26 protein-coding genes and 1 riboswitch are annotated in these 25,674 nt (G+C 42.5%); of the genes, 3 read left to right on the forward strand and 23 right to left on the reverse strand.

Going from position 1 to position 25,674, the window contains the following annotated elements:
• Positions 1-173: 173 nt before the first annotated feature.
• From P6N53_RS12440 to P6N53_RS12450, 3 genes are all read right to left on the reverse strand, one after another.
• Positions 174-605 carry a hypothetical protein gene (locus tag P6N53_RS12440; RefSeq protein ID WP_304543624.1) on the reverse strand — a complete coding sequence of 144 codons (432 nt, stop codon included), beginning with the start codon at positions 603-605 and terminating at the stop codon, positions 174-176.
• A 31-nt stretch (positions 606-636) separates the two neighbouring features.
• The gene (gene pth, locus P6N53_RS12445) at positions 637-1,266 is read right to left on the reverse strand and encodes an aminoacyl-tRNA hydrolase (RefSeq protein WP_304543626.1); all 630 of its coding nucleotides are present in this window, start codon (positions 1,264-1,266) and stop codon (positions 637-639) included.
• Between the two features lie 64 nt (positions 1,267-1,330).
• Positions 1,331-1,963, reverse strand: a complete 633-nt coding sequence (locus P6N53_RS12450) for a 50S ribosomal protein L25 (RefSeq protein ID WP_304543628.1) — start codon at positions 1,961-1,963, stop codon at positions 1,331-1,333.
• 149 nt (positions 1,964-2,112) lie between these two features.
• Here P6N53_RS12450 and P6N53_RS12455 point away from each other — a divergent pair, with 149 nt between their 5' ends.
• The gene (locus tag P6N53_RS12455) at positions 2,113-3,168 is read left to right on the forward strand and encodes a PRC-barrel domain-containing protein (protein WP_304543630.1); all 1,056 of its coding nucleotides are present in this window, start codon (positions 2,113-2,115) and stop codon (positions 3,166-3,168) included.
• Between the two features lie 53 nt (positions 3,169-3,221).
• Here P6N53_RS12455 and P6N53_RS12460 read toward each other — a convergent pair whose 3' ends face one another.
• The 8 genes from P6N53_RS12460 to P6N53_RS12495 form a co-directional block, all read right to left on the reverse strand.
• Positions 3,222-4,271 (reverse strand): YeiH family protein, encoded by a 1,050-nt coding sequence (locus P6N53_RS12460; RefSeq protein ID WP_304543633.1) that lies wholly within the window; start codon positions 4,269-4,271, stop codon positions 3,222-3,224.
• Positions 4,272-4,423: 152 nt separating this feature from the next.
• Positions 4,424-4,828, reverse strand: a complete 405-nt coding sequence (locus P6N53_RS12465; protein WP_304543634.1) for a hypothetical protein — start codon at positions 4,826-4,828, stop codon at positions 4,424-4,426.
• Positions 4,829-4,913: 85 nt separating this feature from the next.
• Entirely contained in the window at positions 4,914-5,783 is an 870-nt protein-coding gene (ablB, locus tag P6N53_RS12470) for a putative beta-lysine N-acetyltransferase (RefSeq protein ID WP_304543636.1), read from the reverse strand.
• Between the two features lie 12 nt (positions 5,784-5,795).
• Positions 5,796-7,067 (reverse strand): lysine 2,3-aminomutase, encoded by a 1,272-nt coding sequence (kamA, locus tag P6N53_RS12475; protein WP_304543638.1) that lies wholly within the window; start codon positions 7,065-7,067, stop codon positions 5,796-5,798.
• 45 nt (positions 7,068-7,112) lie between these two features.
• The gene (locus P6N53_RS12480) at positions 7,113-8,045 is read right to left on the reverse strand and encodes a selenium metabolism-associated LysR family transcriptional regulator (RefSeq protein ID WP_304543640.1); all 933 of its coding nucleotides are present in this window, start codon (positions 8,043-8,045) and stop codon (positions 7,113-7,115) included.
• A gap of 151 nt (positions 8,046-8,196) precedes the next feature.
• Entirely contained in the window at positions 8,197-11,178 is a 2,982-nt protein-coding gene (locus P6N53_RS12485) for an ATP-binding protein (protein WP_304543642.1), read from the reverse strand.
• 23 nt (positions 11,179-11,201) lie between these two features.
• Positions 11,202-12,716 carry a hybrid sensor histidine kinase/response regulator gene (locus P6N53_RS12490; RefSeq protein ID WP_304543644.1) on the reverse strand — a complete coding sequence of 505 codons (1,515 nt, stop codon included), beginning with the start codon at positions 12,714-12,716 and terminating at the stop codon, positions 11,202-11,204.
• 216 nt (positions 12,717-12,932) lie between these two features.
• A complete protein-coding gene (locus P6N53_RS12495) occupies positions 12,933-13,547 on the reverse strand; it encodes an acetate uptake transporter (protein ID WP_304543646.1) in 615 nt (204 codons plus the stop codon).
• A gap of 172 nt (positions 13,548-13,719) precedes the next feature.
• Between P6N53_RS12495 and ltaE the strand changes: the two genes are divergently transcribed.
• Positions 13,720-14,754, forward strand: a complete 1,035-nt coding sequence (gene ltaE, locus P6N53_RS12500) for a low-specificity L-threonine aldolase (protein WP_304543647.1) — start codon at positions 13,720-13,722, stop codon at positions 14,752-14,754.
• A 114-nt stretch (positions 14,755-14,868) separates the two neighbouring features.
• On the opposite strand, the gene P6N53_RS12505 is transcribed toward ltaE, so the two are convergent.
• The 5 genes from P6N53_RS12505 to P6N53_RS12525 all read right to left on the reverse strand — a co-directional run bounded on the left by P6N53_RS12505 (position 14,869) and on the right by P6N53_RS12525 (position 18,052).
• Positions 14,869-15,288, reverse strand: a complete 420-nt coding sequence (locus P6N53_RS12505) for a ferritin-like domain-containing protein (RefSeq protein ID WP_304543649.1) — start codon at positions 15,286-15,288, stop codon at positions 14,869-14,871.
• A 110-nt stretch (positions 15,289-15,398) separates the two neighbouring features.
• The gene (locus tag P6N53_RS12510) at positions 15,399-15,632 is read right to left on the reverse strand and encodes a hypothetical protein (RefSeq protein ID WP_304543650.1); all 234 of its coding nucleotides are present in this window, start codon (positions 15,630-15,632) and stop codon (positions 15,399-15,401) included.
• A 59-nt stretch (positions 15,633-15,691) separates the two neighbouring features.
• Positions 15,692-16,432, reverse strand: a complete 741-nt coding sequence (locus P6N53_RS12515) for a UPF0280 family protein (protein WP_304543652.1) — start codon at positions 16,430-16,432, stop codon at positions 15,692-15,694.
• Positions 16,433-16,834 (reverse strand): NIL domain-containing protein, encoded by a 402-nt coding sequence (locus tag P6N53_RS12520; protein ID WP_304543654.1) that lies wholly within the window; start codon positions 16,832-16,834, stop codon positions 16,433-16,435.
• A gap of 18 nt (positions 16,835-16,852) precedes the next feature.
• Positions 16,853-18,052 carry a homocysteine biosynthesis protein gene (locus tag P6N53_RS12525; protein WP_304543656.1) on the reverse strand — a complete coding sequence of 400 codons (1,200 nt, stop codon included), beginning with the start codon at positions 18,050-18,052 and terminating at the stop codon, positions 16,853-16,855.
• Positions 18,053-18,142: 90 nt separating this feature from the next.
• Positions 18,143-18,252, reverse strand: a riboswitch (SAM riboswitch).
• A gap of 197 nt (positions 18,253-18,449) precedes the next feature.
• Between P6N53_RS12525 and P6N53_RS12530 the strand changes: the two genes are divergently transcribed.
• Positions 18,450-18,575: a hypothetical protein gene (locus P6N53_RS12530; RefSeq protein WP_304543658.1), complete on the forward strand. Its 126-nt coding sequence runs from the start codon at positions 18,450-18,452 to the stop codon at positions 18,573-18,575.
• Between the two features lie 266 nt (positions 18,576-18,841).
• Here P6N53_RS12530 and P6N53_RS12535 read toward each other — a convergent pair whose 3' ends face one another.
• The 7 genes from P6N53_RS12535 to ispE all read right to left on the reverse strand — a co-directional run bounded on the left by P6N53_RS12535 (position 18,842) and on the right by ispE (position 25,628).
• Positions 18,842-19,789: a ribose-phosphate diphosphokinase gene (locus tag P6N53_RS12535; RefSeq protein WP_304543660.1), complete on the reverse strand. Its 948-nt coding sequence runs from the start codon at positions 19,787-19,789 to the stop codon at positions 18,842-18,844.
• A gap of 31 nt (positions 19,790-19,820) precedes the next feature.
• A complete protein-coding gene (gene glmU, locus P6N53_RS12540) occupies positions 19,821-21,182 on the reverse strand; it encodes a bifunctional UDP-N-acetylglucosamine diphosphorylase/glucosamine-1-phosphate N-acetyltransferase GlmU (protein WP_304543662.1) in 1,362 nt (453 codons plus the stop codon).
• 408 nt (positions 21,183-21,590) lie between these two features.
• Positions 21,591-21,845 carry a septation regulator SpoVG gene (gene spoVG / locus P6N53_RS12545; RefSeq protein WP_013840248.1) on the reverse strand — a complete coding sequence of 85 codons (255 nt, stop codon included), beginning with the start codon at positions 21,843-21,845 and terminating at the stop codon, positions 21,591-21,593.
• A gap of 117 nt (positions 21,846-21,962) precedes the next feature.
• Entirely contained in the window at positions 21,963-23,180 is a 1,218-nt protein-coding gene (gene ilvA, locus P6N53_RS12550; RefSeq protein WP_304543666.1) for a threonine ammonia-lyase, read from the reverse strand.
• A 54-nt stretch (positions 23,181-23,234) separates the two neighbouring features.
• Positions 23,235-24,014 (reverse strand): NTP transferase domain-containing protein, encoded by a 780-nt coding sequence (locus P6N53_RS12555; RefSeq protein ID WP_304543667.1) that lies wholly within the window; start codon positions 24,012-24,014, stop codon positions 23,235-23,237.
• The gene (locus P6N53_RS12560; RefSeq protein WP_304543668.1) at positions 24,007-24,699 is read right to left on the reverse strand and encodes a GntR family transcriptional regulator; all 693 of its coding nucleotides are present in this window, start codon (positions 24,697-24,699) and stop codon (positions 24,007-24,009) included. The genes P6N53_RS12555 and P6N53_RS12560 overlap by 8 nt, the downstream gene beginning before the upstream one ends.
• An 80-nt stretch (positions 24,700-24,779) precedes the next feature.
• Positions 24,780-25,628 carry a 4-(cytidine 5'-diphospho)-2-C-methyl-D-erythritol kinase gene (gene ispE, locus P6N53_RS12565; protein ID WP_304543670.1) on the reverse strand — a complete coding sequence of 283 codons (849 nt, stop codon included), beginning with the start codon at positions 25,626-25,628 and terminating at the stop codon, positions 24,780-24,782.
• Between the last annotated feature and the right edge of the window lie 46 nt (positions 25,629-25,674).

The raw sequence follows: 25,674 nt of genomic DNA on the forward strand, positions 1-25,674 counted from the left end.
AAATCATATTAGATAATTTTATACTATTTTGGATTAATTTGTTAGGTTGTTTTATGTAAACTAGTTCAGCCTGGTAAAAGATAGGGGGGTATCCCTTTCTTCATACCAGGCGTTTTGTATTATGTAAACTCTCCCGAATAAGGCTCGCTACATTATATCCCAGCTTTTTGTACTCAGTCAAGCCGGGATCGGTTGCGATTGCTGTAATATATTATCCCCCAATTCCAAGCTGCATGAATAAGATAAGTGATTAAAACAGCCCACAGGAAACCCCTTCTCATATAGACCCAAGAGGCTATTAATCCAAATAGACTGTGCCCGGCCAGGGCAGCCCATCCGGCACTCAATCCCCGGATCCCTCGTCTTCTAATCTCCACAACTGCCTCAACAAGACCAAAGGCCAGGTGTGTCCACACTATAGCTGCACCTAAGCCTATGGCCACCCCTGTTTTGGCGATTTCTTCTATTGCCGGTGTGACAAAGCTAATGCCCCGGTCCCCCAACTTATTTATAACTAAACTATTAAAGAACCAGGTTATCCCGGCAGCGAGAAAAGCTGCCGTCAGTATTAAAAATATGTGTGGTAATGGAATAATATTCGGCATCTCGTCTTCTTTGCTAAATTCAGCCCTCTTCCTATGACATTTCAGAGCCTTCGCCAGGTGCTTCTTTGTTCTCCGTCCTAGCTTTTTCCTCAGGCTTTTCTTTACCAACCTTATTATACTTATTCATGGCTGAATTTACGCCCTCAAGGACCCATATCTTAACCGCCGCCACTGCGGCAGTTAATGCTGGAGCAATTGTCTCAGCCTCCTGGCCAGAGATCTTTCCAAGAACATGGTTAACAGCGCCATGGGCCGGTCTCCCTATACCAACCCGGATGCGGGCAAAATCCTGGGTTCCAATTAATTCAATAATAGACTTAAGTCCCTTTTGTCCCCCGGCGCTTCCATTTCCACGAATCCTAAGGCGCCCGGGAGTTAGATCCATGTCATCGGTAATAACAAGAATATCCTGAGGGTTCAGCTTGTACCAACTCATCAAGGAAGCTACTGACTGACCACTCAGGTTCATGTAGGTTTGGGGTTTTGCCAGGATAACTTTCTCCCGCCCAATGACACCCTGTCCCACCAGAGCCTTGTGTTGGTTCTTTTTTACTTCCGTATCTAACTCTCCGGCCAGGGCATCAATTACCATAAAGCCTATATTATGTCTGGTCTGAGCATACTCTGAGCCAGGGTTCCCCAAACCAATAATTAATTTCATTAGCCATTACCTCCTTTACCGAAGGTATTGTACCCTAGTAAAGGTTTTGAAGCAATAGATATTATTATTCTTTCTCTTCACCCTTAGCCTTTGCCTCTTGAATCGGTTCAGGCTCAACCTCAGGTTGACCGGCTGGTTCGGGTGCCTTAGCAGTTGCAACTCCCACCACTGTAGTATGCGGGTGATCTAAAATTTTCACACCGTCAGGTGTATTAATATCGCTGACAGATAAGGCATCACCAATTTCCATTTCACTTACTTCAATTTTAAGGGCATCAGGAATTTGACTAGGCAGACACTCAATCTCTGCACTTCGCATATCATGTTGAAGAATTCCGCCATGGGTTACTCCCTTTGGCACACCAACAAGTTGAATTGGCACCACAGTTTTAATTTTAGTGTTTTCCATTACTTGCTGGAAATCAACATGCTTAATACCACGGTGCAGGTGATCCATTTGCAGGCTCTTAACCATAACAGTCTGCTTGCTTCCATTAACGTCCATGTTTATTAGAGTATTGCGACCAGTAACCGATCCTAAAATCTGTTTGAGTTCTTTAGCATCAACACTAATAGCCATGGTACCCATTTGCTTCCCATAGACTACCCCCGGAATGGCTCCACTTTCTCTAATTTCCTTTAAACTGGACTTGGTTCTGTCTTCTCGAACGTTGGCATTTAACATTGCCTCTGCCATTTAGCACTACCCCCTAATTAGTAAAAGAAAAATATATCTTTTTCTATTATTCCCTTTTACTGGTCATATCAAACAATATTAAAGCATAAAGATTATTAGAAAGAGTAGCTAATGTCATTTTATGATAGGTTAAAGGGGGCCTTTTTATTATGCGCAAGAGCAAAAAATTCATTGGCATGCCTATAATAAGCCTTGCCGAGGGCCAGCAAATAGGAACAGTTAAGGGCCTTGTGGTTGACCCGATCCAACAAAAAGTTGCCGCCTTGATAATAGAGCAAAAGGGTTGGTTTAGGGATCAAAAATTTGCACCCTATACTAAAGTGCGCAGTGTTGGTAATGATGCAATCACCCTAGATCAAAGTTCCATGGTTGAAAAAGGGGCCAGCCTGCCGGAAATATTAAGCCTCTATAAGGAGAAAATATCCATTATCGGGTGCAGGGCCCTGGCTGAAAATGGCTCACAGTTAGGCCAAGTTGAGGAGTTTTTTATCGAAGAATCTTCCGGAAACATTGTTGGCCTTGAACTATCAGGTAATTTTATCAATAGTCTAATTATGGGCAAGTCCTTCTTGGATATCAGTTTTATCAAAACCCTGGGCAAGGAACTGGTGGTAACTTCAAACGATGCAATGGATAACATGGTTAAGGTTGATGGCGGCTTACAGGAAACCGTAAAGCAGCTAAAGGATAGCACCAGTCACATTTGGGAAAACACTGTCCAAAAGACCAAGGAGTTAGGGACAAAGACTAAGGAGTTAAGCAGTAAAACAAAGGATGAGCTAGAAAATAAATCCAAGGAGTTAACGGTATTAACAAAGGATTTAAGCGATAGTTTAACTCGTCAGTTGGATAAGGTTAGGGGTAAAAAGGACTCCTCTGAAACGGAGGATGTTAGCAGTGAAACCCAGGAAACAGCCCGTTCCTTTGCACCCGAAGAGGATCGAGTACAGATTGCTGACCTTCCATCGGATTTACAGTTAACCAGAAACCAGGAGCCAGAAGAAGTTGAAAAAAACTTGGAAGAAGTAGCTAATACAAATGAACTTAACCAGAGTCAGGAAAAAGAAAGTGCTGACTTAGACCGCTCCTTCTATCCCACTGAGGATTCTGTAGATGTTGCTAACCTTCCTGCAGAAATTCAACTGACAAGAAATGAAGAACCGGAAGAAAAAGAGGAAGTAAGTGAAAACCAGGATAAAAAATAATATTATACAACTAACCCATGCAAAGCTATGCATGGGTTAGTTGCTCTATTCCATTAAATTGATAAAGCAAAAATTAATACAATACTAAAACCGGCCATAATCAGTGAGGCTACCAGTCCCACAATAAAGGGCTTAATTCCAACATTCTTCATATCATCAAAGCTGGTTAACAAACCAACTCCAGCCATAGCCGTTACAATTAAAAACTTTGATAATATTTGTGCCCTGCTTAAAAAGTCTGCCCACATTTCACTGTTGAGCCAAATGGTGTCACCAAAGGTACGAATCCCGGCCATGGCCAGGAAGCCAACTACAAACCAAGGAAAGATTTTCAGGTAGTTAACCCTTTGCCCGGCAGCACCTGCAACATTCCTTTGCTTGTTTGCATAGATGACACCAAGAATCAGAACAATTGGTGCCAGTAAAACCGTGCGGGTTAATTTAACAACCGTAGCAATTTGTCCGGCGGGATCGCTATAGGCAAAACCTGCAGCAACCACCTGGGCTGTCTCATGAACAGCTACTCCCGCCCATGTTCCAAACTGCATATCAGTAAGCACCAGCATTTTACCAATTAAGGGATATAGAAAGATTGCCAATACTCCAAAGATCGTGATGGTGGCAACCGAAAAGCTAACCTCTTCATCCTTGGCATTTATAGCGGGAGAGGCAGCTACTATGGCAGTAGTGCCGCAAATGGCTGTACCAATGCCAATAAGTGTGGCAAGCTTATCAGGCAGACCCAGCTTTCTCCCAAAGATGTAAGTCAAGGATATGGCAAAAGCAACGCAAATGATGATAATTGTCAGGGCTTTCAAGCCGGTTGTTACAACTGCAATAAAGCTCAATCCCAACCCCAAAAGAAAAATTGCTGCTTTAAGCACACTTTGCATGGCGAAACTTATACCAGGTTGAAAAGCTTTATTAACTCCCACTGTGTTTTTCACCAACATACCCAAGATAATGGCAACAATAACTCCGCTAATGGGCTTTTGTCCGCCAATGATGATGCTTTTGTGAATAAACTCAGATAGATAAGCGATGATAAAGGCTAAAATCATTCCCGGTGCAATACTCTGTCTAATATTCAACTCTAGTTTCATAATATTTAATCCCTTCCATAACCATGATGTCTTGTCTAACATAAAGTCTAATTGGTTAGGATACTAAAGTAAAATACGCAATTTTTATTAACCCTATAAGGATTTGCTTATACCTAAAGCATTTATGAGAAAAATAAAAAGCAGGTGAACTGTCACCTGCCTGGATAACTATCCGCGTATTGGCCTATAAGCTCTGCCCCCCAAATTGAGGCCATGAGGGTTTTAGCCGTATCATTGTCCGGCTCGGCCTTTATTACAAGCTCAAGAAATTCTAATGCCTGTTTGGGCTGATTTCTTTTAATGGCATTGTTTACAACTTCATGAAGATAACCTTGCCGCTCATAATAGGATAAACTTTGAAATTTATTTACCCAATTGGTTAGCTGCATACTTGCATTGCTCGACAACTCAATCTTTCTTACAGATTTATAGCCAAAAAATATACTTAATACCGCTATTGCAATCCAAAAGTACCCCAGGGGTTGATCAAAAAACAAAAGTTTTACAACAACTGCAAGGCTTAGAAACCATAGTAAAGTACTTGCCAGCTGCTTCATCCAGACACCCCCTTGTGAAATGCCTCCCTTTCATTATATATTAAAAGCATCCTTCCAACAATCTTTGTACAGGGTTAACAGGTGGTTATTTAACCCATATATTCATATCCTCAAACCGGCCGCCTATATGGCAATTGTTGATTAAACGCCCCCTAAAAGTGTAGCCCAGTTTGTATAAAGCCCGATTAACCCCGGGAATCCCCGCCCGACATAGGCTGTATAAACATTTAAACTTACGTTTCAACATCTCTCTTTCCAGTCCCCTCATAATAACCGTTATCAGGCCCAAGCCCCTGGCCTCAGGGTGGGTGGCCAAATCTGTAATTTCAGCATTTTGATTAATAAAGTCCATTTCCGCTGAGCCTGCACTGACTGGCATGTCATTGTGAAAAACAGCCAGAAAGTAAGCCTGAGACTTCATGGTCTCTAAGATATAGTCTGGGTTTAATAGTGGACTGGGGTAGGAGACAAACACCTTTCTATACAGATTTACCAGGCTATTTACATCATCTTCCCGAACTTCCCGTAAATTATACCCGGCTGGCAATGCCCGGTCGCTCTTTCCTGCTTCCATGTCGCCAGTTACTTCCCTCAATATAACATCCTCTTCCTTTAGATATGAGCTTTGTGCCCTGTTAGGATCAAGGAAATAAGAATAGCAATAGGCATCCTTTCCTTGAAAAAATTTTGGTATTGCTCCTTCCAATAAAAAACCCGCCCTTTCTAACCCCAAAAAACCTTCTTGCCTAGAGTTAAAAATTATTTTGCTAAGGTCTTTTTGCTGAGCAATTTTCTTAATTCTTTCAGCCATTTCAAAATAGTCCCCGGCCTGGCAGGATAACACCTTTAGCCTATTATTAGTATAGTCCAATCCTACTTCTACTTGAAAATCATCCTCGATTAACTTTCTTCTGTCGAAAGATGTAACCTGACAAATCCCTTGTTGCTCCTTCAAGCTATCACACCCCTATTTACAGTTGCCAAAACTCTTTGACCTGCGAGCCCTTACATTCCCAACCGGCACTAGGCTAAGTTTTTTCCCACCGAGAAGCTTTTCCAGTCCAATAGGGTCCTTATCCTTTAGTCGAGGACACTCCTGACAATTGTCGCAGGGATCCTCTTTATGAAGGGGTTCAGTATAGGCAGAAATAACTCCCTCATAATTTCTCAAGATCACTTTATGATCCGACTGGGAGATTAAATATTGAGGCATTACAGGAATTTTACCTCCCCCACCAGGGGCATCAATAACATAGGTCGGTACCGCCAAACCAGAGGTGTGCCCCCTAAGGACCTCAATTATTTCTATTCCCTTAGCTACTGATGTGCGAAAATGCTCAATTCCCGTCGAAAGATCACATTGATAGATATAATAGGGCCGTATCCGGTTCTCCAATAGCCGGTGCATTAAATCTTTAATAATATAGGGGCAGTCATTAACACCCCTCAGAAGAACCGTCTGGTTACCTAGAGGAATGCCGGCATCAGCTAACATGGCGCAGGCTTTTTTAGCCTCTGGGGTCAATTCCTTCGGGTGGTTAAAGTGGGTGTTTAACCAAACCGGATGATATTTTTTGATAAGCTCGCATAACTCGGGTGTAATCCGCTGGGGCATAACAACCGGCGTACGTGTCCCTATACGAATTATTTCCACGTGAGGAATCTCCCGAAGGCGTTGCAGTATCATCTCCAACCGTTCATTGGGAATACACAAACTATCTCCACCAGAAAGTATAACATCCCTGATTATGGAATGTTTCCTGATATAGTCAAGGGCCCTTTCAATATCTTCCAGTGGTCTGTTTTGATCATGGGTCCCTGCAAATCTTCTTCTGGTACAGTGTCTGCAATACATGGAACACTGGTCGGTGACCAGCAGCAAAACCCGATCAGGGTACCGATGGGTCAACCCAGGAACCGGGGAGTCCACATCCTCATGCAGTGGGTCCTCCAGGTCATAATCCCCATCCTGCAATTCCAGGGACACAGGGACAGCTTGCCTTCGGATAGGATCCTCAGGGTCCTCTGGGTCCATTAAGGCAGCGTAGTAGGGTGTAATGGCCATTCGTAGGGTTCCGAGGGAGCGGCTAATCCCTTCTTTTTCCTCTTCAGAAAGGGGAATTATCTCATTCAGCTCTTCCAGGCTGGTGATTCGATTTGCCAATTGCCATTTCCAATTATTCCAGTCATTTTTACAAACAGTCTTCCACTTAGGTATTTCCTGGTAATGTCTAACCAAAGCTACACCTCCAAGATTGGATCTGCCAGCCACCTTCGTCAAATCTTAATCATTTACCAAGGAAAAATCACAGACAAAATTATTTCTCGTACAATGTGATTGAAGAAAACTAATAAATTCCTCAACGACAGAAGTTTTAAGCTGTCCTTTATGATTAATCATGTAAAATTTCCGTTGAAGATAGATATCTTTAACCTGCAGCGGCACTAATGTCCCAAGCCTTACTTCCTTTGCAATTGCCCACCGAGAGATTATAGTAATTCCAAAGCCTGCTTCTACAGCTTCTTTGACCGCTTCAGTACTTCCTAACTCCATTACAATATTGTTTGGCTCAAGATAAAAACCTTCTTCAGCTAACCTTTCCTCAGCTATTTTCCTTGTTCCAGATCCCTTTTCCCTTAACACCAGGGGTAAGGTTAATAGTTCCTGAACAGAAATGGATTGTTTATGGGCTAACGGGTGTCTGGAAGATATGGCAACTATAAGTTCATCATTTAAAAATGGCCTGACATTTAAATCTTCATTTTGCACAAAGTTTTCTACCAATCCCAGGTCCACTTCATGCTTCAAAACAAGGTTCACAATGTGGTCTGTATTGGTGATTTGCAGCACGGCTTTAACCTGGGGATATTCTTTATGAAACGCTCCTAAAATCTTAGGAATAACATACTCTCCTAGGGTAAAGCTAGCCCCCAGGGCCAGGGGACCTTGTACACTGCCAACAAATTTTGAAATATCTTTATGGGCTTGATCGATCAAAGATAATATATTATCCACATAGTGATACAAAATACGACCGGTCTCTGTGATCGTAACCTGCTGTTTATCGCGGTGAAACAATCTAGTACCGAAATGATTCTCCAGTGTTTTAATTTGTAAACTAACAGCAGGTTGAGAAATAAAAAGTGCTTGTGCAGCACCGGAGAAGCTTTTTTTATCTGCCACCATTTTAAAAACTTGAAATTGATAGAGTCCCACGTAGACCTCCAAAAATTTTGCTATATACCAAAACTAATTTTAACATTATATTTATCAATAGTCTGAGTAATATTAGTATATTCCTCCTCTGGGTGGAGATTTATGCATCCTAGAAATACATAAATGGGATGCCGTTGCACCCCATTTATTATCATTCATCAAAATGCTTAAGTCTCAATTTTTCTTCCTTTGTGAGGTTTCTTGAAGTGCTGATAACTATGGATAATCCCTTGCTCCACGAATGCCTTCGAAGCTCTTCCGTTACTTTAAAGCCATCTGCTCCGGGCATAGTTATGTCCAATATGATTATATCTGGTTTATATTTTAGGGCTAAATCAATTCCCTGATATCCATCCTCGGCAGTGAGCACCTGGGCCTTAGATTTTAAGACAGTGACCGCGAAGCCTCTCACCGAAAATTCATCATCCACGACCAGGATAGTAGGCTTATATTTATTTATTCTTGTAAACCCTTCTGCCAACTCAATAAGGGAATCTTTATTTAGGGGCTTAGGAAGGTAACTTACAGATATTTCCCCGGCTATAATGGAGTCCTGGCTTAATACCATTGTATCCCATTTTTGGCTTTTTTGATAGAAAGGCCTTCCTTCTTCACTTAGTGGAAGTGTCAAAGTAAAGGTGGCACCTTTCCCGATTTGACTTTCAACCTCTATTGTTCCTCCCATTAGCAACAGTAGCTTTTTTGTAATTGCCAGGCCCAAGCCAGTGCCTCCCTGGGCGGTATTGGGTGCCTGCTTGAATTCCTCAAAAATATCTTCATGAAATTCTGGAGCAATGCCTACTCCGGTATCACTAATAAATATTTGCAGTTGATCATTACTCGGTCTGGCACCAATGGTAATAGTCCCACCTGTAGGTGTAAATTTAACGGAGTTAGTCAATAGATTTAGATAGATTTGTTTTAATCTATCATGATCAGCTGCAATATAATATTTATCTTCATCAAGATGGTTATTTAATATCAATTCTTTTTTAATAATGTCAGAGCTAACCATTGTAAGTGTCTCTTTTAAAGCAAGGGCAGGATCTACCTCTTTAATGTTTAAGCTTAACTGACCGGTCTCAATTTTTGAAAAATCGAGTAAATCATTTATAAGGCCCAGCATGTGCTCACCACTTTTATTGATCTCTTTTAGATACTTCTCTTGTGATGCATTAATATTCCCAACAACTTTATCCATAAGTACGTCAGAAAAACCAATGACTGCATTTAAAGGGGCCCTTAGTTCATGGGATAAAGCGGCAAAAAATTTAGTCTTTCTGATACCTTGTTCCTGAATTTCATCATTTTTAACCTGTAATTCCTCGGTAATTGCTTGCATTTCTTCTGACTGTGCTTGTAGTTCCTCAGTTTGCGCCCTTAACTCTTCTGTTTGAGCCTGAAGCTCTTCACCTTGGGCATTTAGCTCCTCATTCTGCTGGGCCAGTTGCTCGTTCATTTCCTGCAAACGATTTGATAGTTCACAGGCTTTCTGGTAAGATAGGGCGTGGTTAAGTGCTATGCCTGTTAATGTTCCAATTACACCAAGTTCCTCGATTATTTCCGATGGAACATTCTCGAGGGAGGCTAGGCTAATAACGCCTAGTACTTCCTGTCCATATATGATCGGAACTTGAATAATAACTCTAGGAATGAGGGTCCCACCTGACCAGTCAACCGTGTATATTGTATCTGCCGGCACATCCGTTAATACCTGTAACTCCCGGCTAGTCACCGCTAAGCCTTCCAACCCTTCCCCTATATTAATTTTTTCCCTTTGATTAATCAAATTGCTGCCAGGACAATATAAAGCCTTTAATAACAAAGTTCCTTCCTGGTGATTAGCCAAGTATATAGCCCCTACTTTAAATTGAAAGCATTGGCAAAGGGTTTGCAGTCCATTGTTAAGCAACGCCTTGGTGTCTAAGGTGGAAACAAGGGTATGTAAGACCTGATGCCTACTGCTCCTTAATTTAAATCGCTGACCTAAATCACTTGCCATCTTATTTAAAACTGACCCCAGTTGCCCTATTTCATCCTTGTTTTCTACATTAATTCTTTTGTTAAAATCCCCCTGTGCCACATCTGCTGCCACATCGGCCATTATAGCCATGGGTTTTAGTGATCTGTTAATTAAAAAATAAAGGATTGCCAATATCATAATACCAGTAATGGAGATTAGAGCCATGGAATAATACATACTTTTTTGTAGTGAAGCTAAAATCTCAGCGGATTCCTGCCGAATAATGATTCCCCACTGTACTTTAGGAATATATCGGTAAACAGCGATTATATCCGAACCGTTATAGCCTTTGCCATACCAGATGCCGCTTTCCCCCTCACTTACCCTCTTGGCAGGCTCACTATCAATCTTATAATTAAGGGCGGATCCCGGCTGATTGCGCAATTCAGTTATGGTGGTTCTATCCTGTTTGATAAGCATTACTTCCCCTGTCCTACCAAGGTTCATTCTACTTTCTAACATTGGTTTTAAGACAGCGTCTATATCAAGCCTAAAAACCAGGACACCTAAATAAGCTTCATTATCAATGCTGTTATTAGTATCCTTTATCGGCACCGAGAAGGCGATGCTAGGTTTTTGAGTCTTATATGAAAGATAAGCATTTTCAATATAAATTTCTCCCGATTCCAGGGGTTTAGTTATTATTTCATCCCTTGGGCGAAAGGCTTCCTTTCGTTGCCAATCAGTGGAAACAAGTATTTTCCCCTGCCCAGTTACAAAGTAAATCTCATCATAAATGCCATATTGCTGAAGCATTTGGTTCCAATAATTAACCAGCTTTATTTCAGCCGCTGCCGAATTTTCCGACTCAGAAATAATGTCTTGAATGGCACAGTTAACCTGGGGGTTGACAGACATCATTTTAATGTTATTTACCCGCTCTGTTATCCAGCGATTAGTATCATTTTCCAAAATATCGGCTATTAAAGAAAAATTATTATCTATTCTCTCGTTGTTAATCTTTAGCTCGTAATAGTAAATAATACTAAGGGAACCAAATCCCAAAATTATTAGGGACAGCATTACCAAGGCTAAAAGTTTAAGCCTTAGGCTATCCCTTATGAAGGAGGGCATTAATGGCGTTAAAATACTTTTGAATCTTTTTAACATAACCTACCCACCCCTTCCTTAAACTATCTTTCTATCGGTAGAATGACCGAAAATGTCGTACCTTGACCTTCCTGGCTTTGAACATCAATTCTCCCCTTATGCTTGTCCACTATAGAAAAACAAATGCTCAAGCCAAGACCTGTTCCTTCTGCCTTTGTAGTATAAAAGGGTACCCCTATGGACTTAATCTTTTCTTGTGGTATACCGCAACCAGTATCCTTAATGTCTAAGCACACTTCACCCTTTGCAGGAAGAAAGGTTGTTTCTACCGTGAGGTTACCTCCTTCATCCATTGCCTCCATGGCATTTTGACAAAGGTTAAGTATTACTTGCTTTATTTGGGCTGAGTCCATTAAAACTGAGGGAGTATTTTTATCTAGTTTGACTATGCAATTATGTTTTTTGATGAGGGCTAAAGATTCTATAATTGGGTACATTTGCTTAACTAATTCATTAATGTTCATTAAATTTCTTTCCAGTGATTTTGGTTTAGCTAACTGTAAAAAGTCTTGGATAACCTGATTCATCCTGGTTGTTTCATTATCTATAATATCTACATACACCTTTATTCCAGGGTCTGAAGTTCTTGCGAGAAGCTGTACAAAACCCTTTATGACTGTTAAGGGATTTTTTATCTCATGGGCCATACCTGCTGCCATTTGCCCCACAATGGCTAACCTCTCACGATCCCTAAGCATCTCTTCCTTATGGCGCAGCTCAGTTATATCCTCTAAGGTAGCAACCGCTCCAATACCGCTACCATGGTGGTCATAAATAATGTCGGTGTTCACAATAATTGTTTTTACTATATGGCCTATATTAAATTTAATCTCTTGCATCCGAACACTTCTTTGATTTTCCAGGGTACTTCTAAGGATTCTATATTTTTCAAACTCTGGAAAGGCATAATAGAAGTTTTGACCTACTACAATCTCTCGATCCTTTTCTAAAAATTCTATAAATTTTTGATTTATAATTCTTATATTTAGACTATTATCAACAGCCACCACCCCGGCTGACATACACTGAAGAATTGAATCCGCACTAACTTGAAGCTTTTCATAGGCATTCTTCAGGGCCTCTATACTCTTATTGTGATTTATTATTTTGTTTTTCATAGATAGGGCTTTTTCTACTATTTTGCTTAAATTATTAAATTTAAGGGGCTTCTTAATATAATCAAAGGCCCCCAGTTTAAGGGCCATAGCGGCAGTCTCCTCGCTACCAAATGCAGTCATAATAACTACAATGGTGCTTCCAAAATGGACCTTCATGTTTCTTAAAAAATCAATGCCATTCTCCCCAGGCATTCTCACATCTAAGAGTACTAGATCAGGCTTCTCTTTCTTTAAGATTAACCAGGCATCGCTAGTGTTCCCCGCACAAAATACCTGAAAACCATCTGCTTCTAAATATAGTTTTACTGTCTCCAGATGCAGTACGGAATCATCGACAACTAAAACCTTCCCCCAACTTGTTCTATTAGTATCAGGTGGATTGCACATCTTTCTTTGCAATTCAATATCGACCTTTGTCATATTTTCCTCCTCCACCCCATTGTTGTAAGAATCGTCCTATACTTAAAGCCCTAGAAGAAGACATGTTATGTGATATTATGTGATTTTATACAATATTTCGTATAGCTGAATTATACAACCTACCATAACGGTTTTCTATAAAGTTTATTGTCGTATTTACATGAAAAAAGGCTGTGCCTAAGCACAGCCTTCCTATCAGATATACTATTTTTACCTTTATTTTAAGATGCCAAAGGGTTTACCCATAGGTAATATTGTTCTTCCCAGATGGGCATTTAAAACTACCGCCGCAGAACCATAAAAGCCTACCATGGCAATAAATAATTCTGACCATGCGGCCAACTGGTGAAAAAAGTGAGCCCCAATACCCAGGGTACTTAGTGATAAGCCAATGAACAACAAATCAATCAATACAAAAATAATGAATAAGACCTTATTAGTTTCCATGGCTCCTACTGTCATAAACAGTGAAAAGATAAGATATCCTACAAAGGCAAAGCCTAATTGATGCAAATCAGCCGTTGCAGCGGCCTTTTCTCCAAAAACACCCAGATTCACTAACCAGGTCATAGAAACTGCCATCCAAAAAAATGCATATCCCCCAAAGGCAGTTGCACCAAAAATATTATCCTTCTTAAAATCTAAAATGCATGCCATCAGTTGGGCAAATGCCCCTAGAAAAATAGCCCAGGGTAGCACAAGGGCCACCCCCTCGGTCCAACCAAGCTTCTGGGTAGAAGCCACCAGGGTAACCATAGCCAGTCCAAATAGTCCTAGTGCAGATGGGTCAGCGGTAACATGTTTTACGTTTGTTACATTTGTTGCTGCCATTTTATGCCTCCATCTAATATTGTAGTTGGGATAACCAATCATGATTATATCAGAGTAACTTGTTCGGATTATTATGAATATGACAAAATAAAATAAAATTTGCGCCTTTAAAACTCTGTAGTATACTTTTTAAGTAACCCATAAAATTACTGGCCCGGAGCCTTATTAGGAGATGATTAAAATAAAAGCTATTGATTTGCGGAGTGATACAGTTACTTTGCCAACAAATGAAATGCGGGCTGCCATGGCCTCCGCCCCGGTTGGGGATGATGTATACGGCGAGGATCCTACCGTGCGAGAACTGGAGAAAAAAGCTGCTGCTTTAATGGGAAAGGAATCTGCTCTTTTTGTTCCCTCAGGAACCATGGGTAACCAAATTGCGGTGCTGGTTCATACCAAACGAGGCGAAGAGGTTATTTTAGATAGCGAAGCGCATATTTATTACTATGAAGCCGGTGGGCCGGCATTGCTTGCAGGTGTCCAGCTTAACCCGGTGAAAGGACTATTAACTCCCCAAGGCCCTGAAATCCTTAAAGAAACCCTTAAACCGGAAGATATCCATTTCCCCAAAACTTCACTGGTTTGCTTAGAAAACACCTTCAATCGGGGGGGAGGAACGGTTTTAGCCCCGGCTACCATGGAAGAGCTATATGGGATATGCCATAGGCAAGATCTTAAAGTTCACCTAGATGGTGCCAGGATTTTTAATGCCGCCATTAGCCTTAATATCAATGTTAAAGAGCTTACTTGTTGCTGCGATTCCGTTATGTTCTGCCTATCAAAGGGTTTGTCAGCCCCGGTAGGCTCACTTCTGGCAGGAACCTCAGAATTTATTGACGCTGCCCGCAAGTATCGCAAGATTTTAGGTGGAGGGATGCGTCAAGCCGGTGTTTTAGCTGCTGCGGGCTTAATAGCCCTTCAGTCAGTGGATAGATTAAAAGAAGACCACGCTAACGCCCTTCGCCTGGCTACAGGCCTTTCCTCTATACCTGGCATAAGTATTGACTTGCAAAGGGTCCAGACAAATATAATTGTAGTAAAAGTTGAGGGGAAAATATCTGCCTCTGTATTGGTGGACAAGCTGTCCGTTCAACATATAAAGTGTGCAACCTTTGGACCAGGCATCATCAGAATGGTCACCCACAAGGATGTCTCCTCCCAAGACATAGACTTCGTAATATCAACAACCAAAGACCTGCTAAACTGAGTCAATTCCAAAAGCAAAGGCTCAACAATCAGGTACACACCTGACAGTTGAGCCTTTGTTTCATCTTTGTTCGCAAAAGTGAGTCTGAGAACCATCCCTGACTCAGGTTATGTTTTAGAACTCTTTGAGCATGGCGGCTACTGCGGAGGCGTGATGATCTTCTTCTCGGGCCATACGTTCAAAAATAAAATTCTTATCTGGCTGTTCTTTGAAAATGTCTGCCATTTGACGGTACATTTTGGCTGCTGCCCCTTCCCGTTGAATGGCAATTTGCAATACTTCTTTTGGTAACATTTCAGCACTAAGCTGTCCTGCTTCCTCAAAGCCGTCAAAGTAGACCTGTTCGTTAATGGGGTCGCCGGACTTTAGCCAAATCAAATATTCCAAATGATCCTTTTCATCCTGGGAAAGCTTCTTCAGAATTTTTACCGTTTCGGGATTTTGGGACTTACCTGCCATCTCCTTGTAAAATATAAAGCTGCTCTCCTCGGATTTAATAGCCACATCAAGGATATCGTTAATAGTTAACTCCATGACCTGTTCCTCCTTATATAGTTCCCATGTAACTATATTGTAGAAAACTTTTTAAATTTTAGCCATGACAAAAGTATTGCATTTATCTTTCTTTAAAAATTTATTATCTCCTAGCCCATTTTCATCTTGTGGGCTGAGTACTGCATGATATACCCACAGGACTCGCAGAGGATAATCACTACAGGTAAACCCCGTTCTTGATTAACTTCGTATGTACCATCATCTTTTCTAATCAGCTCATTAAGGGCAAAGATTTGCGGTTCCTGATTAAGGGATTCCTCCGACATAATCATGACCATTTCTTTCTGACATTGAGAACACACTGGCTTATTAATAATAAACACCCGCCTTTAGTTAAATTAACTTCATTTTACACTAGTTGGCTTTAATTAATAAGGTGTTTTTACATAGGCACCAGCTTTATCTGACCCCAGGCTGCCAGTTTTTCACCCTTTATGGCTATAGCACCTACTACCCCGGTCACCGATGCGGCAAAATCCACAGCCCTTTGCACATCCTCTTCCGATTGAACCAAATTGCCTGCCGCGGTGGCTACAGCATCTGCCAAGGGCGTAGAGGGAGATAAAATAATGATAGCATCGGAATTGCCAAGGCTCAAAGAGTGGCCCACGGTACCCGACGAAGTACAAATCCCCAGGGGTGTTTGCCAACTTTTAATCTCTACGGCTATTTTATTGGTAAAGGGGGAGGAACCTGCAAATACACCAACCTTCCTGGTACTGGTGCTGCGCATAAATATATCTCCCCCGTTCTCAACAATAACATCCCTGGTTCTCTTAGCAAGGGCTTTTCCTACATACTGGGCAAAGGCACCGGCAACTGCAGCCATGGGCCCTACCCCTGCTGCTCTGGCTGCTTCGGCCATCTCAATAGCCAGTTTCGGAGCTCCCTCCAACATTTCGTGAGGCTTTAGAGTCTTTTTAAACTGGGGATCCCGCTGAATGTAATCTTCCAGGTACTTTCTCTGTTCCTGTACTAACACTTCGATCCAAGAAACAAGTTCTGGACTAAAGCGGTCTCTCCGAACACCAATATCCAAATCCGTTTCCTGAATGCTAACTTGGAAATGCACCAAATCAGCCTGCTTGTGCAGGTTACGATAGGTTCGCTGGATATATTCCAATTAGATCCTTACCTCCATTGCCCTTAATGGGCAAACCTTTAAACAATGTAGGCAGACAACACACTTATCACCATTGAATTTCACTTCCATTGAGGGACGCTCCATAAAGAGGGCCCCAGCAGGGCAGTGAACCGTGCAGGCCCCACAACTGGTACACCTATCATTGTTGCGAACTACTTCCTGATTTAAGGGGTGTACCGTAATTCCCTGATTGCGAAGGTATTCAATACCTTCCTCATATCTTTCCCCGTCCAGGTCTAAAACCATGGTTCCTTCCAGGTGAGGATTTATCTTTGCCTTTACTATATTAACCACTAAGTCATAATCTTTAACCAAGTGATATATTATTGGACGATCTGAAGTTGTAGAACTAAAACGCAGTACAATTTTATGCGGTGCCATATCAATCCGCTCCCTTCTTTATCTTATATCCAGAGGTTTAGCTGTTAGGCCTGCTGATGGTCCGGGTAGTAATTGTACAGGCTCTCCCAATTGGAAATCTCCCTTTTGAATCCAGGTTTTCAGGAGACCGGCAATTTCCCTAGCCTTTGGATAACTGGAAAGGGGTGCAGTGGCCACTTCCTTGCCTTCAACAGTTATTTTACCTGACTTAAGCTGTGCATAACTTACCAGTCCCAGGTTACCACCCACCCGGTTGGGATAATTTTCGCTGTAATCTACCACCGGAGCGTGCAGTTCCTCATCAGAAAGGGCAGCAAATTTTAAAATTTCTTCATTTAGAATCGGTATCGGAATACCTAAACCAACTGTCAGTGTTGCTCCATAACCCTGGAAACTGGTACCCCTGAGCCATTGGGCTTTCATTTGCTTAAGATCACCCATTACAGAAAGGGTTCCGCCGGCTGAACCAACTATATTTCCCTCACTGTCTTTGAGCCATCCAGGGAAATGCTGGGTACCATTCCAAACCACATAGCCAACTCCACCGCCTAGAAATATTCTTGTTCCGATGCCAATGGTAGCAAAGTTGGGATCCTTCATTAGGGGACTTAATTGCCCTGAAGTTGAGTAGGTGGCATTCCCCAACCGTGGCTTCAATGTCCCCATATAGGTATGGATGGTTTTATCACTCAGGTTTACAGCACAGTTATAGTTTTGGTAAGCATTTCTTGGATTGAATAGGATGGCCTCATTAATCTGATCCAAAGTAATGGTGGTTTCAATCTCCTTGCGGGGATAGCAATCGGTCCCATAGGAAAGGGCCTCTAGCTTAACCTCCTTACCGCTTACCAAATCTTCAATTACATGGCCTCCACCATAACGAAACTCCCCTGGGTAATTACTGTTGGTGGGATCATCCTCGGGAACCTCAGTAACCCCCATGTAAGCATCTACTGCAGCAATACCCGTATAAGCAGGAACATTGTTCAGCCAAACTTTCTGCATCCTAATACGGGGATTGGAATGACCAAAGTTTAAAAACGCACCCGAGGAACACATTGGACCAAAGGTACCGGTGGTAACTACATCCACCTGGGCGGCAGTTTTGGCCAGCCCTTGCTCCCGGACTTTTTCAATTACCTCTTCAGCAGTTACAACAACCGCCTTGCCCTCTTTAATTCGGGCATTAATTTCAGCATAGGTACGTTCCACACCCATTTATATTTCCTCCTTCGTGCTCCCTTGCCCGTGTACAAAATAAACCTCTTCTTTACACAGAAGAGGTTTAACGATTTTATCGCTGCACACCTCTTATCTGTCAGAAGATATACTTCTGCAGGAATTAGCACCTGTCCGGAAAATCACCGGATGGTTGCTGGGTTTCATAGGGCCAGTCCCTCCACCTCTCGGGATAAGAGCACATTATTAAATTAAGTAATTTAAAGTTTACCAACCAACCAATTCACTGTCAACAGGTTTTTTTATGGAATAATTTACCCCAAGCCAAGTGTCAGCTTCATTAATAATCCTTGACTATCATGAATTAAAGTCCCTGTATACATCTTCTGAATCTATCACACCCTAAATAAAATAACGAAACAGGGGGTGATTTAATTTGAGCAACCATCATGAAGAGGATCTCAGACCTGATTTATTAGAAACCGGAGCCTTCGATGGCAATTATCAAGGCGAGGATAGTGAAGAGCTAAACACCATCTTTTACCATTATTGGTCTAGGTGACGGGTTTGTTGAAAAAGATACAATTGGGTTTTAATAATCCCGAACAGCGACATTCGAAGCAGTGGAAACAGCGCTTCGCGAAGCTGAGGATGCGAAAATGGGTGAGCGGACATGGACGTCCGCGAAAGCCTGAGGTAAACACGATGTTTACTCGAAGGCGGCCCATTTTCGCCCGAAGTGAGGGATTATTAAAACCCGAATATAGGTAGTTTTTCGACAATCTGCAAAACCCGCCACCCCCTTTGGGGTGACGGGTTTTGCTTGCCTTATGAGAAAAGCTTGCTTACAGAAAGGTCTTCATGGATACGAATAATGGCTTCTCCCAGCAGCGGAGCCACTGAGAGCACTTTAATTTTATCAATCATCTTTTCCGGTGGCAAAGGAATGGTATTGGTAATAACAACCTCTTTAATAACAGATTCCTCTAACCTTTGGATGGCTGGCCCTGACAGCACAGCATGGGTACAGCAAACATAGATTTCTTTGGCTCCACGCTCCATCAGAGCGGCAGCTCCCTTAGTTATGGTTCCGGCCGTGTCAATGATATCATCAATCATAATTACTGACTTTCCTTTGATGCTGCCAATAATGTTGGTAACCTCAGCCACGTTAGGCTCTGGGCGACGTTTATCAATGATCGCCAGGGGAGCTCCAATCCTTTCGGCCAAATCCCTGGCTCGAGTCACCCCTCCAATGTCGGGAGAAACCACTACTACATCCTTTTTCATGGTTTGATGAAAATACTCAGCTAAGATGGGAACTCCCGGCAGGTGATCCACTGGAATATCAAAAAATCCCTGTATCTGTCCCGCATGAAGGTCCATGGTTATCATTCTCCGGCAGCCACTGGCGGTAATAATATTTGCCACCATCTTGGCGGTAATCGGTGCCCTGGCTCTGGTTTTCCTATCCTGTCTAGCATATCCATAATAGGGCATAACAGCGGTAATCCGTCGAGCAGAAGCCCTGCGTAATGCATCCACCATGATTAATAGTTCCATTAAATGCTCGTTTACAGGGGTTGAAGTTGGCTGGACTATAAAGGCGTCAGCACCCCTTACACTTTCATCAACCTCGGCTCTTATCTCCCCATCACTAAACCTGGAAATCCTGGAAGCACCCATGGTAACCCCAAGGTACTGGCATATTTCCTGGGCTAGTTCAGGGTTTGCGTTACCTGCGAATATTTTCAATCGTTTGCTACCGGAAGACATTGATTAACCTCCAAACTTTGGGAAAATCCCTTTATTTACGTCTTTTTACCCATTCTGCTACATTGGTCTGTCTTTCCCTGGCTACACCCAGTGCACCCTCTGGAACATCCTTGGTAATGGTTGAGCCGGCAGCTATTACCGAGCCTTTACCCACCTTAACAGGAGCCACCAGGTTGGTATTACTGCCTATAAAGGCGCCATCCTCAAGTATGGTTTTAAACTTGTTCTTGCCATCATAATTACAGGTGATTGTTCCCGCGCCAACATTTACCCTTTCACCGATGGTGGCATCACCCACATAACTCAGGTGAGGTATCTTACTGCCACTGCCGATGGTTGACTTCTTAATCTCAACAAAATCACCAATTTTGGCATTATCACCAATAAGGGTTCCCGGGCGAATATAAGCGTAGGGACCTACCACAGTACCATCCCCCATGCTGCTTTCGGAAACTACGGAATATTGGATATCCACATTATTACCAATAACACAATCAGTAATTTTACTGCCGGGACCAATGGAACAGCCGCTACCTATCCTGGTTTTCCCTAAAAGAAAAGTCATGGGCTGAATAATAGTATCCCTACCCACCACCACTCCTTGGTCTATATAGGTATTACCTGGGTCAACAACGGTAACCCCATGGGCCATGAGATCTTCCAAAACTCTCCGACGCAGCACCTGCTCTGCCCTTGACAGTTGAATACGATCATTTATGCCCTGAACCTCCTGGGCATCTTCCATGGTCACTGCCTGAACTATAAGCCCTTTACTAACAAATATTTGTATAACATCCGTTAGATAGTACTCTCCCTGGGCGTTGGCAGGAGTTATTTGGCTAAGGGCCTCAAACAACCCCTCAATTTTAAAACAATATACACCGGTATTAATTTCCTCCACCAGAAGTTCCTCGGGTGCTGCGTCCTTCTGCTCTACAATCTTAGAAACAGCACCGTTTTCCCTTCGGATAACACGACCATATCCAGCGGGATTATCCATTTTTGCCGTTAGAAGAGTTGCAGCCGCACCGGTATCTTTGTGATATTGAGCTAATTTTTTAAGGGTACCTTCACGCAGCAAAGGTGTATCACCACAGACCACCAGCAAATGCCCCTGGGTTTCAAGGTATTCTCCCTTTGCTTGCATTAGGGCATGTGCTGTGCCAAGTTGTTCTTCCTGCAATACCACCTTGGCCCTATCCCCTACAAAGTCTATTACCTGTTCAAATCCAAAGCCAGCCACCACTACGGCTTTTGTAACTCCAGCATTAGCCACTGTATCCATTACATGACCTAACATGGGTTTTCCACAGATTTGATGTAATACCTTTGGTAAATCAGACTTCATTCTGGTACCTTTTCCTGCCGCCAGGACCACCGCCCCAAGCTCCATTTCGGTGCCCCTCCTATCTTCAACATAAACACAATTTTTAGAAAAGCCATCCTGCTTGCAAAAGTGACAAAAAAAGAAGGTTTTCTAATTTTTTATACTATAGCATATCCCCAAATACAAAAGTTTTTGCCCACAACCTTAATTTTTCCACAAAAAATTTTAATTTCCTCTTAAAAATATCAAATTACGGCAAACAAAGAATATTCAAAATTAAAATTACCCCCCATAATCAGAAACATGAGGCACACTAATGCCTCATGTTTCTGTTTTAATAATCCCAACGACATCATTAAAACCCAGCTGTATCCTCTTCAACAGCCAGATAAACCTGTACCATCAAGGGTTACAGGTTAAATAAAGAAGGGGAGCCTTGTGCTCCCCTTTTATATATTATTACCAATTGCTTAGTTAAATAGCTTCTTGATAGGCTTGTAAGACTGCGCTTTGGATAATTTCTCTAGCTGATGATGTAATTGGGTGTGCAATATCGCGAAATTCACCATCCGGGGTCTTTCTACTAGGCATTGCTACAAACAACCCATTTTGCCCTTCAACCACCTTAACGTCGTGAATCACAAAGGCATCATCCAGGGTTACTGATACGATGGCCTTCATTTTGCCTTCTTGGAGCACTTTCCGTACCCGCACATCCGTCACGTGCAAATTATTCACCACCTTCCGCTGCCACAAATTCTGTTGGGCTAGTAAATTCTGCAGCGAAAAGGAAAATCCTGCTTCTTATATTAGGTTTCTTTTAGTTTTCTCATGTTTTTTTTTTAACTATTTCAAAAAATCTAACGTATAGCCCTCGTTTTGTAACAATTCGACAATTTCTTCTATATGTCGATGATTTCTGGTCTCTAAAGTGATATCAACTTCCGCCTGCTTTAATGGCACGTTAGGTTTGATTCGATCGTGAACTATAGAAATTACGTTTGCCCCTGAAGCAGCCAACACAGACAGTAGTCTTTGAAGGGACCCAGGCTTATCGGTGACAATGGTCCTCATTCTTAAATACCGTCCCGCCTTCACTAAGCCTCGCTCTATGATTATAGATATGACGTTGACATCAATATTGCCACCACTAAGTATAACTGCAACTTTTTTTCCTTCACACCGGCATTTATTGTGCATCAATGCAGCAATACCCACTGCTCCAGCACCTTCAACAATGAGTTTAGATCTTTCCAGAATAGTAATAATGGCCCAGGCTATTTCTTCGTCATCCACCGTAACAATGTCATCAACATACCGTCGGGCCATCTCAAAGGTTAGTTCCCCCGGTTTACGCACAGCTATCCCATCAGCGATAGTCTGGGCGGACTTCAACTCATGTATATGTCCTAAACGACAAGCCTCCAGCATACAGGGAGCATCGGAAGCCTCTACACCGATAATTCTAACCTCGGGTTTTAGTGCTTTAATGGCACAGGCTAAGCCGGAAATAAGTCCTCCCCCACCAATGGGAACCAAAACAGTATCCAAATCAGGTAAATCTTCTAACAGTTCCAAACCTACGGTGCCTTGACCCGCAATAACCAAAGGATCATTAAAGGCATGAACAAATACGGCCCCAGTTTCCCGCTGAATTTTCTGAGCCTCGGCAAAGGCCTGGTCGTAATCTTGCCCCGCCAACACTACTTTAGCCCCATAGGACCTGGTGGCCTCTACTTTAGTAATTGGTGCTCCCTCCGGCATAACTATGGTGGCCTGAATACCAGCTTTACTGGATGCGTAGGCTACCCCCTGGGCATGGTTACCAGCGGAAGCAGCAACTACTCCCCTTACTAGCTCCTTTTCAGAGGTGGCTATTTTGTTATATGCACCCCTGATTTTAAATGAGCCTGTTTTTTGCATGTTTTCTAATTTTAAAAATACTTCGCAGCCTGCCATCTGGCTGAAACCTTCGGCATGTTCCAGTGAGGTGTGTTTAACTATACCCCTGAGTCTTTCCCTTGCTTCATATATTTGTTCCAGCGTTACATTTATGTCAGCCACGTTCTTTGCCCCTTAGTAACCGCCTTTTATCATAGGAGGTTTGTATTTTGTTTTTTAGGCTCTGCATAAGTTATTAACAGTCATTTTTTTACTTTCCTGGACTAAAATCTGTCTAATAAGCTGCAGATCATCCGGTTTATCCACATCCATACCCAGCTCCGGGAAAGCACAGGCTACAGCCTTTCCGTCAATCCCCAGTAATCTGGAGGCCCGGTTTTGAGCTTCTGTCAATGAAAGTTGGTGTATTATTAATTTTGTTAAGGTTACCAATCCCACACGCCGAGCCAGTGACAGAGGTTTCTTTCTTAAATCAACAAGTTCCTGGCCGATGGCTAAACATCTTTCTACCTCCCTAGGATTAATTAGAAAGAGGTTTCCGGCAGTAAAGATACCCTCTTTAAATTTAATGTAAGTTCTGCGTGCCCCAGGAAACATTTTCTCCACTGACTCCCTGGTTACCAGCGGAAAGTAGATATCTGCCTGTTTATCTCCGCATAGGCTAAGAAAGCCTGTAACAACCTCCGGTGTCAAAAGGGGTATATCTCCCGTTGCTAATAAAAATCTCTCCTTCAATAGGGAGCATCCCCTATGTAGATTTTCCATCACAGTATATCCTGATTCCACCAGCATTACCCCGGGAGGTAATACAGATTTTAGCTCGGCAGGCCCAACAACAATAACTCGCCCCACCTGTCCTGAATTTTGCAAGGCATTAATAACGTAGTTTATCATTGGATTTGGTCCTATTTCAATCAATGCTTCGTAGGGTACTTTGCTGCAGGATTGTAAAGGCCCATTATTAAGACCCCCAGCTAAAACCATGGCATCAATCATTCTTTTTGTTTGCCCCCTTGAGGGAATTCAGCATACTATTCTCTGCATTATAAATATGTTCCCTAGCCAATGTCTGTGCCAATTCAACATTACGGTCGGCAATTGCATCAACAATTTGACGGTGTTCATCTACGGCATCCTTACTTCTGCCTGGTTGGGAAAGGGATACTGTCCTAACCCTTTGAATAATTTCCCTTAAATGAGTAATCATCACCATTAGCCTTTCATTGCGGCTGGCCTTATAGAGCAGATCATGAAAATCCGTATCAGTTTCAACTATGCCCTCTATATTTTGCTGGTTGGTTTGCTCCGAGTAGGCTACCAAAGATCTATCAAGTCGATCAATTTCCTCATCTGTTATTCTCTCAGCAGCAAGCCCGGCCGCCAATGCCTCAAGGGCAGCCCTCACTTCGAAAACATCTGTTACATCCTTTAGGGATATCCCAGCTACGTATGCTCCCTTGCGGGGAATCATGACCACAAAGCCTTCCAGCTCAAGTTTACGAATGGCTTCTCTAACAGGAGTTCTACTGACACCCATTTCTTCGGCAAGTTGAATTTCCATAAGCCTTTCCCCAGGTTCCAACTTACCTGCAAGAATGGCTTCCCTTAATGTTTCAAACACAATTTCCCGCAAAGGTTTGTAGGCATCTAATTTTATTGGTACCAATCTTGGCTCGCTCATCTCTCCCCATCCTCCTCAAACAACATAATGGTTTATAATTCCAGGTATCAGTAAAAATACCTTTCCACTTAAGTATTTTTCTATATCATACCCGTAACTAGCACCTGACAATCCGGTAAATCAAGGCCCTTAGCAACCTCTACCGCCGACTTCATATCAGCCGTTAGCCCGAAAATTGTAGGCCCGCTGCCAGACATCAATACCCCCTGGCATCCTGCCTTTTTAAGCTTTGTCTTAAGCTCATTTAATTCTGGCTTTATTTGAATGGTAACACTCTCAAGTACATTAACCAATTCCCCTGCAACTTGTTTAAGGTTCCCCTCCCCTAATGCCCTAACCATTGCCGAAGTGTTTGGTCTTAACCCAAGATTATCCAAACTTAAATTCTGATAAACATCCTTTGTGCTTATGCCAAATGAAGGCTTTACAAGGACTACTCCGAACCTTGGTGCAGAAGCTAAGGGACTAAGGACTTCACCAATACCCCTAGCGATTGCAGTGCCGCCAAGCAGGCAGAAGGACACATCAGCCCCTAGCTGTAGGGCCAGCCCCATTAAATCATCTCTTTGTAAGCCAAGGTTCCATAGCTGGTTGAGACCCAGCATTGTAGCCGCAGCATCGGTGGAACCCCCGGCCAATCCTGCAGCCACAGGTATTTTTTTGTTCAAAGAAATTGTTGCTCCGAGTTCAGTGCCTGAGAATTCCCTCAAGAGATGAGCTGCCTTAAGTACCAGATTATCTGCTCCCTCCGGCACTGGTAGTCCGGTTACCATTAAGGTAATATCCTTCTGGGCAATATTAAAATTCAGAGTATCATGCAACTCTATACTCTGCATTATCATCTCTACCTCATGATATCCATCGGGTCGTCGGGCTAACACATCCAAGGTGAGGTTTATTTTTGCATGAGCCCGCAGGGTCACTGACATGATGATTCCTCCCTCAAAAATAGTATAACCTCTATTTCCCCAAATT

Source organism: Desulforamulus aquiferis (genome assembly GCF_030577015.1).
Lineage (GTDB): Bacteria > Bacillota > Desulfotomaculia > Desulfotomaculales > Desulfotomaculaceae > Desulfotomaculum > Desulfotomaculum aquiferis.